Origin of the sequence: Paenibacillus sp. FSL H7-0323, from assembly GCF_038002725.1 — a bacterium.
GTDB lineage: Bacteria > Bacillota > Bacilli > Paenibacillales > Paenibacillaceae > Paenibacillus_AQ > Paenibacillus_AQ odorifer.
Genome location: NZ_JBBODB010000001.1, coordinates 4,995,631 through 5,009,547 on the forward strand (window position 1 = coordinate 4,995,631; position 13,917 = coordinate 5,009,547).

General features: G+C 46.4%; 11 protein-coding genes and 2 riboswitches. Of the genes, 4 read left to right on the plus strand and 7 right to left on the minus strand.

The window, feature by feature from the left end:
• Positions 1–2 precede the first annotated feature (2 nt).
• The 4 genes from MHH89_RS22585 to MHH89_RS22600 form a co-directional block, all read right to left on the minus strand.
• Positions 3–494 carry a C40 family peptidase gene (locus MHH89_RS22585; protein ID WP_036679958.1) on the minus strand — a complete coding sequence of 164 codons (492 nt, stop codon included), beginning with the start codon at positions 492–494 and terminating at the stop codon, positions 3–5.
• Between the two features lie 5 nt (positions 495–499).
• Positions 500–642, minus strand: a riboswitch (cyclic di-AMP (ydaO/yuaA leader).
• A 362-nt stretch (positions 643–1,004) separates the two neighbouring features.
• On the minus strand, positions 1,005–1,433 hold the full coding sequence (locus MHH89_RS22590; RefSeq protein ID WP_076130394.1) for a C40 family peptidase: 429 nt from the start codon (positions 1,431–1,433) through the stop codon (positions 1,005–1,007).
• 57 nt (positions 1,434–1,490) lie between these two features.
• Positions 1,491–1,629: riboswitch (cyclic di-AMP (ydaO/yuaA leader) on the minus strand.
• Between the two features lie 218 nt (positions 1,630–1,847).
• Positions 1,848–2,678: a hypothetical protein gene (locus tag MHH89_RS22595; protein WP_076130393.1), complete on the minus strand. Its 831-nt coding sequence runs from the start codon at positions 2,676–2,678 to the stop codon at positions 1,848–1,850.
• 11 nt (positions 2,679–2,689) lie between these two features.
• Positions 2,690–4,696 (minus strand): M1 family metallopeptidase, encoded by a 2,007-nt coding sequence (locus MHH89_RS22600; protein WP_076187210.1) that lies wholly within the window; start codon positions 4,694–4,696, stop codon positions 2,690–2,692.
• Between the two features lie 103 nt (positions 4,697–4,799).
• Here MHH89_RS22600 and MHH89_RS22605 point away from each other — a divergent pair, with 103 nt between their 5' ends.
• Positions 4,800–5,306 (plus strand): YwhD family protein, encoded by a 507-nt coding sequence (locus MHH89_RS22605; protein ID WP_036679953.1) that lies wholly within the window; start codon positions 4,800–4,802, stop codon positions 5,304–5,306.
• A 79-nt stretch (positions 5,307–5,385) separates the two neighbouring features.
• Here the strand turns inward: MHH89_RS22605 and MHH89_RS22610 are convergent, their stop codons facing one another.
• Together MHH89_RS22610 and MHH89_RS22615 are read right to left on the minus strand one after the other, a co-directional pair.
• On the minus strand, positions 5,386–5,859 hold the full coding sequence (locus MHH89_RS22610; protein WP_038568063.1) for an AbrB/MazE/SpoVT family DNA-binding domain-containing protein: 474 nt from the start codon (positions 5,857–5,859) through the stop codon (positions 5,386–5,388).
• Positions 5,860–6,064: 205 nt separating this feature from the next.
• Positions 6,065–8,131 (minus strand): transglycosylase domain-containing protein, encoded by a 2,067-nt coding sequence (locus tag MHH89_RS22615; protein WP_076282743.1) that lies wholly within the window; start codon positions 8,129–8,131, stop codon positions 6,065–6,067.
• Positions 8,132–8,312: 181 nt separating this feature from the next.
• Between MHH89_RS22615 and MHH89_RS22620 the strand changes: the two genes are divergently transcribed.
• The 3 genes from MHH89_RS22620 (at position 8,313) to argS (ending at position 12,243) form a co-directional block, all read left to right on the plus strand.
• On the plus strand, positions 8,313–9,491 hold the full coding sequence (locus MHH89_RS22620) for a hypothetical protein (protein WP_340033839.1): 1,179 nt from the start codon (positions 8,313–8,315) through the stop codon (positions 9,489–9,491).
• Between the two features lie 626 nt (positions 9,492–10,117).
• Positions 10,118–10,561 (plus strand): DUF1934 domain-containing protein, encoded by a 444-nt coding sequence (locus MHH89_RS22625; RefSeq protein WP_036679946.1) that lies wholly within the window; start codon positions 10,118–10,120, stop codon positions 10,559–10,561.
• Positions 10,558–12,243 (plus strand): arginine--tRNA ligase, encoded by a 1,686-nt coding sequence (argS, locus tag MHH89_RS22630; RefSeq protein ID WP_036679944.1) that lies wholly within the window; start codon positions 10,558–10,560, stop codon positions 12,241–12,243. The genes MHH89_RS22625 and argS overlap by 4 nt, the downstream gene beginning before the upstream one ends.
• A gap of 128 nt (positions 12,244–12,371) precedes the next feature.
• Here the strand turns inward: argS and MHH89_RS22635 are convergent, their stop codons facing one another.
• A complete protein-coding gene (locus MHH89_RS22635; protein ID WP_076282745.1) occupies positions 12,372–13,538 on the minus strand; it encodes a S8 family peptidase in 1,167 nt (388 codons plus the stop codon).
• Positions 13,539–13,917: the final 379 nt, after the last annotated feature.

Here is a 13,917-nt window from a genome sequence, read left to right on the forward strand (position 1 = left end):
ACTTATTGAACATCATCATTGTCTTCCGATTCAGCAGCAACCGATTGGTAAGCGTCTGTGCTCATAATGCGCTTAGCACCAACGTAGCGTTTCACGTAGTAGCTATCACTCAGAGAGCTAATCGTAACACCGCGTGAGGTAGAAGCGTGTGCGAACTTACCTTCACCGACATAAATGCCGACATGGGAGACACCTTTGCCACTTGTATTGAAGAATACAAGATCTCCGGCTCTTATATCATCACGGGAGATTGCTGTGCCCATTTGATATTGGGAACCTGATTGGTGTGGAAGGTTAATGCCAATCTTATCAAACACATACATTGTAAATCCGGAGCAATCAAATCCGTTAGTGGATATACCGCCGGATACGTATTTAGTACCGATGGCCTTGTCAATCACTTTATCCATTTTGGAATCTGCGAAAGCGCTTCCTGCTCCGATGGTGAGGATGATGGAAAAGCTTAGTACTGCTGCTGCTAACTTCTTCTTCAAAAGTGTATACCCCTTCCAAATGCCTACGAGGTTAGCTTAAGGGTTCGGTTGAAGGTCCCCTATGACCCCTCTATATAATGGAGGTCAATTCACCCAAAGTTGGTTCCCCCGTTTTCCTAATAGTTAGGAAACTCGGCTCATACTGTTGATTAGGATTAGCTTGTAATCAATACATGACAAAACCTTTGTAAATAACAACTTAATGATTACAAAAATGTTACTAAAATCTCACTGCGCTAATTGTAACAAACAGAAAGCCGCTTGGCAATCGTTTTTAACATATTAATGCAGAAAAATTGGCATTTTTACGGTAGAAAGGCATATGTAAGCGTTAATAATGACCTAATTTTTAATATAATTGCAATTTTTATCAAATAAACGTGTTTCAATTGGGCTCTATTAGTGTAAAAATATATTATGGAAAAAAGAAAAACCCGAATTTGATTACGGGAATAATCAGATTCAGGTTCATATAGTTGTAATTATGAGGTTATAGTTGTGAGGAAGGTTTCAATCGAAGGCTACAGCTTGATAAGCTGAAGTACTCATTACTCTTTTAGCGCCAACATAACGATTGGCCCAGTAGGCCTGACTGAGTGAAGTGATGGTCACTCCACGCGAAGAGGACGATTGTGCGAATTTTCCGTTTCCAACATAAATGCCGACATGGGATACTCCATTGCCAAGTGTGTTAAAGAACACTAGATCACCAGAACGCAGATTGCTTTTGGATACAGCAGTTCCAACGCTATATTGAGCTTTTGATGTACGAGGTAAAGTAAGACCCACATTCTTGAATACATATTTTGTAAATCCAGAGCAATCAAATCCGGCAGTGCTTGTACCTCCGGTTTTATAGGCAACTCCAATAGTCTTTGAGATTACAGTGTCCATCTTAGAGTCGGCAAAGGCGCTTCCTCCACCAATAGATAATGCCATTACAAGTCCTAGCGCCGCAGCGACGCATTTTTTTCTTAAATTATGTCTTTTCAAAAGATGTACTCCTTCCAAGGCCTGCGAGGTTAGCTTAAGGGTTCGGTAGAAGATTCCCTATGATCCCTGTAAAGCGAGATCAATTCACCCAAAATATGGTTCCCCCACTTCCCGGTGCAAAGGAATTAGGCGTGTTAAGCACCAAGAGAATGACGTTTCGACAGTTACACTTACGATAAATACATTTAGTTATGTAGGAATCGTTTCAATTGATTACAAAATTGTTACTAATAGCACAGGACTTATTGTAACAGAGCTTTTATGATTTTGCAAATACTCTTAAGTTATCCGTAATGAGAAAAAGTCCCAGCTCCTGAATACAGGAATTGGGACCTTTTTATTATGTCAAATAAGGTTAATTTATTGTGGAAATGCTTTGCTACACCATAGATGATATTGTGCAGAGATTCCCCACATTTTTAAGAGCGTAGAAGGTAGTGGTGAGATTTGCCGTATTATAAGTGCCGGCAGGCCGGGACAGAACAGACCCGTCAGTCCGCACACTAGCAGTAAGAGCAAGCCTCCCGCACCAAGTACAATGGAAACACCTATAGCAGGAATCAGTGACCGCAAGCAGATGAACAGTGAGGAGAACATTCCTGTACCGCCGGTGTAACCAAACTGCATATATAGAAGAAACAGGCGCACGATAAAAATATATATAAGCCATGCCAATACGTATGGTACTAAATGAAGTAACAAAGTGTAGTTAAACAAAGAGGATAAGAACAGCCCGTACATTTTTGGAGCAAGCCAGTAAAGCGGCAGCAGGGTCAGCACCCATTCGATTAGGCTAAAGACTAAGACAGGTAGTCCATAGATCTTCATGCCGGGGAAAAAAAACAGCCCGCGCTCGCCCTTTCGCTCCTGGTGCAGCTCATGCAGCAATCCTGCCCTTATGAAAGGAGAAAGCAGAAGTCGCAAGACAACAAGTCCTAGAAGCATCCATAACCAAGTGCGTATCGCAGGGTCAGTATTCAAGCTGAACTGTCCCTCGATATAATACAACAGTCTGCCCATACCGCTGCCGCCGGCGTCTTTATCTGGATAGCGCAGTAGAATTGGAATAATAGCAGATCGGATGAAACCATACATAAAGTAGCCCCAGAGCAGTCGGTAGATGAAGAGCAGAATTAAAATATAAAATTGCTCCTTCATGCTTTGCCAGCCGCGGGTTATCGATGTTCTCACAATCATTCACCTCACCAGACAAGAGTTCCGAGCACGGTTTCAAGTAGTTTAGTTACACTTAACGTCCAGCGAGAGAGCGTCTTGGGCTCTATTTCCGCCAGCCTAAAGTTGTTTAAATGTTTGCTCTCCAATAAGATGGAATGCTCAGGGTCAATCTCAGCAGAGAGAAGAGGCTTATCGCTTAACAATTGAAACGTAGTCTCTGCTCCTTCACCGTTCCAGACCCGCTGCACCGAAGAGCTGTCGGCGAATGTGAATTTCACGGGAACATCAACGTAATGGCTCCCTTTATTTGAAATCTTCACTAATGATTCGTAGCTTTGAGCATCGCCGCTGTTATTTTTTTTAAAAGTAATCGTATCTACTGAGAAGTCAGGCGCACCATCACCATAAATGTAATCATCGAAATAGGCCTGCCATGATTTTTTGGTTACCTTCTCAACGACTTTCTGAAAATCTGACGTAGCGGGATGCTGGAAACGGAACTTACGAGCGTAGGAGGACATGATGTTGTTCATTGCTTTGGTACCTACCTGGCGTTCGATATCTTTAAGTACAAGCTTGCCGCGGATATAAACATTTCGGCTATAGGAATCCGCCCCTGCATATTTCCACGTTTCCAGATTTAACGGCTCAGGTATAGTTACCAGGCTGGCCTGTAAAGGCAAATTAGACTTGATACCGTATTCTTGTTCCATAAGTCTGTCTTCGGCATAGGAAGTAAAGCTTTCATCCAGCCAGGCCTCCTCGAATTCATTGCTGGCTACCATACCGTAGAAGTATTGATGGCCGATCTCATGAATGACGGTTCTTTCAAGTGAGGTATCTGGAGAAGAATCCGCGGCCCCAAAGGCTGTAATAAGGGTAGGATATTCCATTCCTCCCGCGCCGTTTCCCTCCTTAGGTGGGACGATAATAGACAGCGTAGAGTAGGGATAAGGGCCATACCATTTGCTGAAGTAGGTCAGGGCAGCCTTGGCAGCTTGAAGGTAACGCTCTTGTAAGTCTTTGTGCAGTGGGTCGAGATACACCTTAATTCGTACTCCAGGCACTTCCGGCGTAGAGAAAGCTTCCTCTGCTACTGTAAAATCAGGGGATGCAGCCCAAGCGAAGTCGTGGACATCATCGGCGTAGAACTGATATATTTTTTGATCTTGTTTGAGCTTGGCATTTTTTACAGGAAATCCGGTCGCAGCCACCGTATAGTTGGAAGGAACGGCAATCGTTACATTAAAGATGCCAAAATCACTGTAAAACTCAGAGGTCCCGTGATACTGATGCAGGTCCCAGCCTTCTTCTTTAACTCCGCGTGTGCCCTTAGGCTCGTATACACTAAGCTTAGGGAACCATTGCCCAGCCATAACGAAGTTACCTGAAGCACCCATGCGAGCAAAGATTTTGGGCAACTGGACTTCATACTGAAGCTTAAGTGTTACACTTTCCCCACCATTAACAGGCTGAGGAAGATGTACCTTTAGAAGCGTCTTATCGTTGATATTGCCGTCATCAGGTTGAACATATTGCACTCTTTGCATTAGCGAAGTTCCCTCTGTCGTGCGCAGATCGGTCAGCGTCATATTTCCGAAGCCGTTCTCAGGCATGCTGTCGCCTCTGAGCGTCCCCCCGGATTCCTTCATAAAGGTGGTATCTGATGAGGCAAATGCATTTGGATACATGTGAAAATATAAATCACTTACTGGCTTTACTCCGGGGTGTGTCCAGGTTACTGTCTCAGAAGCTTTTAAGGTTTCTGTGTCAGGAACAAGCTGGACATCAATGTGATACTCGACTACCCGCTGGCTTAAAGCCTCCTCTGCCGGGACAGGCGCGCTCTCAGGCAATACCTGCTGTGGTACGGCTGCAGGCGCTGTGCCGCTGGAGGACTTGGCCTCTTTTGAAGCAAAGCTAGTAACAGAAGCTGTTGAGCTATCCCCTGAAAAGGCCCATATTCCTCCTCCCAGCAGCGCGAGGATGGCCAGGGTCGCAAAGATGATGTACTTTAATGACAGTGACTTCATAGTGTGATTCCTCCCGTGACAAGCATCTACGGGATGTATATGTTTGCAATCGCCGCATTATTAGCTAAAATTAAATTATTCGTAAGAGGAAGGGTGTGCACTCGTGGACAACATACAACCGGAGGGCAAGAAACAGATTGCCTTAAATATTGTGAACGCTAAAAGTAAACATAAAGGCTTTGGAGCAGGCTCTATAGATCTCAACAACGTTTCACCTGTCATTATTGATGGTGATGTGGCGGTTATTGATATCGGTGCCATGCATGCCAAGAGCAAGGTGGAAAAAGGAATTAAATTTTCCATGAATCGTGAAGATGTACCGAATGGAAGACAGGTTTGGGTGGTATGGGTAGCGGTAGACCGTACATTGGAAGCTCAATTTTATGGTGGAATCACAGCCTGTGAAATGTGGATTGATACAGAAGCGCGCCGCGGATGGAAAATTCTTGCCGAGCATGTCAATAAGCTGGATGCAGCTCTTAAACGCAAGATCGATGTGGCAGGGCTTGGAGCCATTGAGAAGTCGGCTCTCAAATCCCTTCTGATCTCTCATAATGAAGCATGGTGGAATGCATCCTCAGATGAGCTTAAAGCTGCACTGACTGAATAGTATAGGAGCCTCCAGAAGGGTTATCCGATATAAAAAAAGCTTCGACCTCCGGAAATAGGAGCGTCGAAGCTTTTTTAATTTATGATTTGCTTGTACTGCTAAGCTTGCGTTTGAGCTGACTCACTCTGGCTTGGCTAATCCCGAGGATTTCTGCAAGTTCTTTTTGGTTGGCATAGGGATGATCTTCAATAGCTTGTTCCAGACGTTGGCACATTTCCTCTGTCTTCGACTTTCGGATGCTGGTGTTGTGCTCTGGTGCCTCAACAACAAAATCCTCACGTGACTCTGGCAATTGAGACATGCGTTCAGGATCGACAATTTCTTTTAGACAGCTGCTACAAATAAACTGCTCTTTATAGTAGGTGACATGGTCGTGGCTTCTGCAAAATGTACACTCTGTCGAGGTGTACTTCCTAAGGACGATGATTTTTTCGTCTAAAACAAAAAATTCGATAGGATCACCAATGTCGATATTACGCGTCATACGGATTTCTGCGGGAACCACAATTCTCCCAAGACTGTCTAAACTCCGGATCATGCCTGTATCCTTCATCCCATGTCCCTCATTTACATCATTATATTTTGGTTTCTAATAACTATTATAGCAGTAATTGTGAGTTAAGAGAATGGGGTAAGCATAATAAATAAAACGGTTACATCCCTTATGCGACAAGTGATATTTGAATTTAGAAATCCTGTTGTTACTACAATATATGACTTATAAAAAAAGAAAAACCCCTTCAATATAAATGAAGAGGCTAATTCAACCACCAGCGTTTAATGTTCTTCCATAGGGAACGATTCTCTTCAGCAGGATCTACCTTGCTTTGTGTGTCATCGACAGCAGGAGCGGCGCCAGTTCCATGCAATTCGCAGTATTCGGTGGGCTCAGTTGCACTAATAAAGGTTTCCAGTTCTTTGTCGGGACATGCTGCTGTAGCAAGTTTACCGGATTGCGGATTGACGTATACGCTGACCACTCCATCTGGAATGGGGAAAATTTTTGGAGGGACATTTTCCAGCGCTTTTTCAGTAAATTGGGCGAAAATAGGAGCCGCACGCCGTCCGTCGGTAGTTGCGATGTCGCGCCCCTTGTCGTATCCAACCCAGACTGCCGTGGATAGCTCCGGGGTGAATCCTACCATCCAGCCATCTGTATCCGTAGTGCCGGTCTTGCCGGCTACCGGACGTTTGATTATGGAAGCCACACGATTGCCCGTCCCCCCAGTCTCGAATACCCCCTCCATTAAACGAGTCAGGACATAGGCAGCTGAAGGTTCTACGACGGTTACTCCTTTGGGTTGAGGTGCTTCATACAGGACCATGCCATTTGAATCGGTTATTTTTAGAATGGCTGTGGTCGGCATTTTCTGACCGCTGTTTCCAATTACAGCAAAAGCCGCAGCCATTTCAAGCGGACTGATCGGTGAAGTGCCTAGTGCCAGCGAAGGTACGCTTTGAAGTGGACTGTCAATGCCCATCTTCGCAGCCATTTCGCTCACTTTATCCGCGCCGATCTTCATAATTGTATTAACAGCATAGATATTGTCCGATGCTGCGATAGCTTGCCGCATATTAATTTCACCCAGATACTTATCCCCAAAGTTTCGGGGCTGATACGTTTTGCGGTTGTTATCATAATGAAACATCGTTGGCTGACTATTGAAGACCGAAAGTCCTGTCATCTCTTTGGAAGAGAGTGCGGCCAAATACATAATCGGCTTAAAGGAAGAACCCGGCTGGCGTGTGGTGGCCAAAGCATGATTGTACTGGTTGGTACGATAATTTTTTCCGCCGACCATTGCTTTGATGTAACCGGTGCGAGGATCGATGGATACAAGCGCAGTCTCCAGATCACTAGTTTGATCCATCTCTGTGTCAACAGCATTTTCTGCGGCATGCTGCATGTCAGGGTCAAGGGTGGTATAGACATTTAGTCCGCCTTGCTCCAGCTCATCATTACTGATGTGGAGCGATTCTATAGCCAAATTGCGGATATAATCCCGGAAATAAGGCGCAGCTACAAGCGTATCCTTTTGCCCTTGCGGCTTGAAGTTTAAGTTCTCTTGGACAGCTTGTCCGGCTTCTTCCTGAGTGATATTACCTAAATTCGCCATGACGGTCAGGATGATTCTCTGGCGGTTTTTAGCATTGTCCATGTGGTTGTATGGTGAATAATAGGTAGGTCCCTTTGGAATTCCAGCCAGCATGGTACTCTCTGCCAGGTCTAAATCAGCTGCAGATTTACCAAAATACATCCGTGAGGCTGCTTCAATGCCGTAAGCACCGTGGCCATAATAGATATTATTTAAATACATGTTCAGGATTTCATCTTTGCTGTATTTCATCTCCAGCTGCATCGTATAGACAGCTTCTTTAGCCTTGCGCGTCCACGTTTTTTCATGGGATAGGTAGAGGTTACGTGCGAGCTGTTGAGTTAGCGTACTAGCACCCTGCGACCGGTTCCCCTCTTCCAGATTGACAAGAACAGCTCGTGCCATCCCTTTCAGATCAAATCCGGAATGCTCATAAAATTTACGATCCTCGACTGCTAGTGTAGCTTCAATGAGCAGGGGAGAAATTTGACTTAATTTGACGGGTTCACGGCTGCGGCCGTCTGAGGTAAAGGTGGCAAGAACATTGCCCCGGGAGTCAAACAGCTTGGAGCGCACATCATCGCTAATCGGTGGAAGATCTTTTTGATATAGATAACCGAGCAGAGCTCCGGTGGTTAATACAAATAATATGATCAAGGCTGCCAGCAGCCGAAATAAACGCCGGAAGCGGCTTTTTCGTTTCGGTGGATTCGTTGATTCGCGTGTCATGGCACCAGACTCCTTTCTTTCATATTATGGGGAAGGATCTGGAAGGATATTCATTAGGGATATGGAGGGTAACAAATTGTTTCTATTTTGTGATTGTTTAAGGTAGATAGGGTATCCTCTCTGGCGGTATAACAGAGTAGGGATTGTGAGTAAGGGTATATACATATTAGGAGGTGTCATCATGAAATGGACGAAAAGGATTCATAAGACGACAATAACCGCCCTCTCGGCGACGCTTATTATGGTTTCAGGCTGGAGTGCACCTGTAACTTCTGTACATGCTGCACCAGCACCAGCGACTTGCGGCACGGGAGATCACGGCTTGCTACAGGCCCTGCAAAACAAGCATTCAGGCGATGTATCCACACCGCTTAGCTTTTCTGATGTTCAGTTTTTGAATGGGAATATTGGACGGGCAGCAGGTAATGGATTTATGATTGGTACCTCTGACGGAGGTTGCCATTTTCAAGAGATCTATCAAGGCCAATGGAGCTTCAAACAATTTGATTTTCCCGATAATGTACATGGCTTTGCTCTTGCTTCTGTAGAGGAGGGGCAGGCTCAATATTTAATTGGTACCTCTAACGGTGGCTCGGAGTGGAAGAGACTTTCGAACAATGCCGTCAGCTTTGAAAGAATAAATTTTATCGATAGTAAGAAAGGTTTTGCTTATGAGAGAGCCGCCACGTTTTACACCAAAGACGGGGGGCTGAGCTGGAGTAAAATTTCCACCCCACCCAATACACGAGGCGCTTATTTTAGTGACCGGAATACCGGCTGGGCGGTTGTAATCGTGCCGGGAAGCGGATATCGGGTAATGAAGACCACAGATGGAGGGGGAACTTGGAGCCTTTCACTGAAGGCGGCTTTTGCCGAGCCCGAGTTTGGACAAATCTCCGCTAAGGGAGATCAGGTCGCTGTAGTGCTCTATGGCGGTACGGGGATGAGTCAGACCTCCTACTCGCTGTATGAAAGTGCGAACAGGGGGAAAAGTTGGAATCGTGTGATCGCTCAGGAAACTGCCGGCGGCGGGCCTGCGCCAGGCAGTGGCAAGGCTGAATTCAATAAAGGGCCAGCCGCTGGCAAACCCGGGAACCTGCAGCTTGTGGGAAACAGCACATCTTTTTTAGTGGGATTTTCTCCAGCAGCAGAGAAAGTGGCAGTTGGACGCTCTTATAACGGCGGTAAGCAATGGACTAATCTTCCGGAGCTCGCTGGTTATGACGGGGTAATCTCCTTCACTAGTAATAAAGAGGGCTGGCTCGCCATCCGTGAGCTTGATTACTCTTCCTTGTATGTGACCAAAGACGGCGGAGCTTCATGGGAAAGCAGGTTTTCTTTAAAAGTGACGACCCAATAATTCTCTTCAATAAAAAAATATAAGGGTCCGAAGTATTGTAAACATCGCAAATAGACAGCAGAGCAGCGATTCTCCGGATACTTGGAGAATCGCTGCTCTGCATTTTTTATCCTTGGTTGCTTGCTTGAATAGTACCCTTATCAGTGGCCTTATCAGATCCCTCATCCTCGGAGGGGTACGGACCCAGTTGACGTTATTTGCAAATTTTCGGCCTTTGGGATAGGGTTTCGGACTCCAGTAACACTATTCCCTAGAAAGAGGTTCAAATGGGTTGTTTTTTATGCCAATAGCGACTAAGGGGTCCGTTATCACACCGAATATGGAATCATCCTGCGTTTAGGGTCATCTATGTCTGATAGGTGCTTGGTAGGTGCAAATATTATCGAAGTAAGTGATATACATAGAGAATGGACGTTCAAAGTGTGCTTTTAATCATCAATATGGTAATATTTTATGTGCTTATGAAGATATGCTTGATTCTGTATTGAAATGCTTCTTTGAACTGGATTATAGTGTACAATGGGAAAGCGAAATAGGCCTTTGATTAATATAAAAATGTTTAAGCTTTGCCATTAGACGTTTTTCTTATGCAGAATGCAGAGGCTTGCAGAATGGAGGAACGTGTGATGCCTGAAATACAGTCTGACAAATATGATGTCTCTATTACGCTCGTGAGCCTTCAAGATGGTCAGCGAAATGTTATGGAAGCGAATGGAGAAGTAACATCCAAGGGACCGCATCTATATATTCAATATGAAGAATTAGAGCAGGGTCCTCGCGGAGAGGAAGTTTCTGTTCGTACAACGATAAAGATTGCAGGCAATCAACTGAAGCTAATCCGCCATGGCGGGATTCAGTCGGAGCAGAGCTTTGAAGCTGGACGGCGTCTGCCAGGATTCTACCGCTCGCCATATACGCAGTTCAATCTTTCTACGGAAACGAACAAGCTGGAAGTTGTGCGCGAAGGGCGTTCTTTAACGGTTGCCTGGGAATATGATTTGTACGTTTACGAGGAATTGACAGGAAAGTTCGCTATTAGTTTGCATATACAGGAGGAACCGAAATTATGACACATAGTAAGAATCCGTTAGAGCTTGTAAATGAACGGGTAAAAGAAGCCATCGCCGATGCGATTGTGAATGCTGGGCTGGTTGCACCGGAAGAGGTTCCGGATATTGTACTTGAAGTACCAAGAGATAAGGCGCATGGTGATTTGGCTACGAACGCTGCTATGCAGCTGACCAAAATTGCTAAACGTAATCCACGCCAGATTGCTGAAGCTATTATTGAGCATTTGGATACGAGCCGAGCTTCTATTGAGAAAGCGGAGATTGCAGGACCAGGCTTTATTAACTTTACCCTGTCTAAGAATTACTTGTACCCAATCATCAGCCTTGTTGCTGAGCAGGGGGATGACTATGGCCGTATTAATCTGGGTCAAGGTCAGAAGGTTGAAATGGAGTTCGTCAGTGCCAATCCAACGGGTAGCCTACATTTAGGGCATGCCCGTGGTGCTGCTGTCGGTGATGCGCTGTGTAATGTGCTTGATTATGCAGGTTATGAGGTGACCCGGGAATATTATATTAATGATGCCGGTAACCAAGTGGCTAATCTGTGTAAATCCATTGAAACCAGATACCTTCAGGAGCTGGGACAAGAGGCAGAAATGCCGGAAGATGGTTACCATGGTGAGGATATTAAGGGTTTTGCGAAGGAGCTTGTGGCAGAAAAGGGCGATACCTTGCTCGAGATGAGCCCTAGTGAGCGCGCTGCTTTTTTCCGGACCTATGGACTTAATAAAGAGTTGGATAAAATCAAACGTGATCTAGGTCTTTTCCGTGTAAACTTCGATATCTGGTTCAGTGAAACCTCGCTGTATGAGAACGGAGAAGTACTGCGCTCGCTGGACGAGCTCCGTGATCGTGGAGAAGTGTATGAGCAAGATGGGGCAACCTGGCTGCAAACGACAAAATACGGGGATGATAAAGACCGTGTCTTGATCAAAAATGATGGCACATATACCTACCTTACCCCGGATATTGCTTATCACAGCGATAAGTATGGCCGCGGTTACGATAAAATGATTAACATTTGGGGCGCTGATCACCATGGTTATATTCCGCGGATGAAGGCGGCAATGTCAGCCCTTGGCAATGATCCTGAGAAGCTAGTGGTTCTGATTGCTCAGATGGTCAGCCTGTTCCAGAATGGTGAAAAGGTCAAAATGTCCAAACGTACCGGCAAAGCGGTTACGATGGAAGATTTGATGGAGGAAGTAGGGATCGATGCGATTCGTTATTTCTTCACCATGCGCAGCATGGATTCTCATCTTGATTTCGATATGGATTTGGCGATCTCTACTTCTAATGAAAATCCTGTATTCTATGTTCAATATGCGCATGCGCGTATTTGCAGTATTTTCCGTCAGGCAGAGGAGCAAGGGATTTCTATCCCTGATTACGCTGAAATTGACTTCTCCAAGCTGACAGCAGTGCATGAATATGACCTGCTGCGCAAAATTGGTGAGCTCCCGGCAGAAATCGCTGTTGCGGCTGAAGGTTATGCTCCACATCGCCTCATTCGTTATGTATATGAGCTGGCTGCGATGTTCCACAGTTATTACAAAGCTGAACGTGTAATTACTGAGGATGCTGCTCAAACCGTGGCGCGTCTTGCACTGCTGGGCGCAACACGTACTACTATTGCCAATGTACTGCGTCTTGTCGGAGTTTCTGCACCGGATCGCATGTAAATCAACAGCAAACGACAAAAAATCCGCCTTCCGGTTTCCTGGGGGGCGGATTTTTCTTTGCTGCCGTTCTTCGTACCGGCATCAGCTGCGCTAACGTCAGAGTGACCCACCCGGTGCCCGGGCGGGGTCTACACGTTCGCGGAGACCGAACGCTTCGCCCTTACTCCTGCTCTCAGCAGGCGTAGGGCATCGGCAGAGCCGCCGCCTAGGGATGTGCGGCGCTGCCCCTTACGTAGCCGCACCGGGGACGCGGTGCGGCGCAAGAGCAGCTTCAGCTCCCTTGGCGTGAGGCCCGGTCGCAGTGCGAGCAGCAGTGCGGCGGCTCCCGTGACATGCGAGGTCGCCATGGAGGTGCCGCTCATTTCTTTGTAGCCCTCCTTCAGCCAGCAGGAGGGCACGCCTTCGCCGGGCGCGTATACATCGATATATGAACCGCGATTGCTGAAGCCAGCAACCCGGTGTCTCTTATCGATGGCACCCACGGCTATCGTCTCGGGATAACGTGCGGGATAGTCCCCGCCACGTTTGCCGTCATTCCCAGAGGAGGCAATGACGGCGATTCCGGCCCGATACGCTTTTATAACCACATTGTGGAGCGCCTTGCTTCTAGTCTTCATTCCAAAGCTCATATTAATGACGTCGATTCGGTTCTGCACACACCAATCAATACCTAGCACAATATCGGATACATAGGCTGATCCACTATGATCAAAAGCCTTGACTGGATATAGCAGCGCTCGCGGCGCCACTCCCATCATTCCGCGATTCCCCCCTGCTGCCGCTAAGGTTCCGGCGATATGAGTTCCGTGCCCATTATCATCCAGCGGCAGCATTCCGCGGTGTAGTAGGTTGACTCCAGTGGCTAATGAATGCTTCAGATCGGGATGACGGTAATCCGCGCCGGTGTCAATGACGCCGATTTTGACGTGAACTCCGGTTGATTTAGACCATGCCTGAGGAGCATGAATCGCTTTCACCCCCCATGGGAGCGCTGCGATTCCGCTTTTTTCGTTAGCTATGGAATGGATTTGGATTTGCAGATCGTCTTCGACATTTAGAAGGTCTGCAAATCGGTTCATCAGCTTTCCGGCGGCAGCGGGCACGAAGAAGGCCCGAATCAGCGGAGATACCTGTACTTGCCGCAGCTCGGGCTGCTTTGCTTTTAGAGCCTTCCATTGGGAGAAAGCTCCGGCATACTGGCGGGGATCGTTGAAGGTAAGAATACGCCGCTCACCATTTTTTGGGGCAACCGATATTTCTTCAAGAAGCATGTTCCAAAATTTGTAATAGTCCATAGGTTTCGCTGTCCCTCCTCGGTGCCCTGCTGCCATATTGTATGAGCGGAGGGAGGGGTCCGAATGGGAACTTGCCCTTTTTTAAGGAAATGGGCTGCCCAGCGTGTCAAAAGACGGCGCTTTACATAAAATAAACAGAAGAGATTAAAACTCTCTTTGTAACATCCCGTAAGGAGCCGATCCTTGGCGTGGATACAGTCATGCGCGGAGGTCTTCCTCCGCCTTTTTAAATCCCATTTCTAAAAACTTTGGGTGCGGCGAACCTTGCTACAATTACATATCAACTCTTCTTGATGAAGACAGGTTTCCTGTATGGATAATAAGCAGGAGGCTTTTTCTGTTGGGCGGTTCTTGCATTTGACTTGCATTTTGTTGTTAA

What these genes read in the sequence shown, in the direction of transcription:
- MHH89_RS22615 (WP_076282743.1), bottom strand. Translation starts at nt 8,131, where the DNA reads ATGACACGCGAATCAACGAATCCACCGAAACGAAAAAGCCGCTTCCGG.
- MHH89_RS22590 (WP_076130394.1), bottom strand. Translation starts at nt 1,433, where the DNA reads ATGGCATTATCTATTGGTGGAGGAAGCGCCTTTGCCGACTCTAAGATG.
- MHH89_RS22625 (WP_036679946.1), top strand. Translation starts at nt 10,118, where the DNA reads ATGCCTGAAATACAGTCTGACAAATATGATGTCTCTATTACGCTCGTG.
- argS (WP_036679944.1), top strand. Translation starts at nt 10,558, where the DNA reads ATGACACATAGTAAGAATCCGTTAGAGCTTGTAAATGAACGGGTAAAA.
- MHH89_RS22600 (WP_076187210.1), bottom strand. Translation starts at nt 4,696, where the DNA reads ATGAAGTCACTGTCATTAAAGTACATCATCTTTGCGACCCTGGCCATC.
- MHH89_RS22610 (WP_038568063.1), bottom strand. Translation starts at nt 5,859, where the DNA reads ATGAAGGATACAGGCATGATCCGGAGTTTAGACAGTCTTGGGAGAATT.
- MHH89_RS22620 (WP_340033839.1), top strand. Translation starts at nt 8,313, where the DNA reads ATGAAATGGACGAAAAGGATTCATAAGACGACAATAACCGCCCTCTCG.
- MHH89_RS22635 (WP_076282745.1), bottom strand. Translation starts at nt 13,538, where the DNA reads ATGGACTATTACAAATTTTGGAACATGCTTCTTGAAGAAATATCGGTT.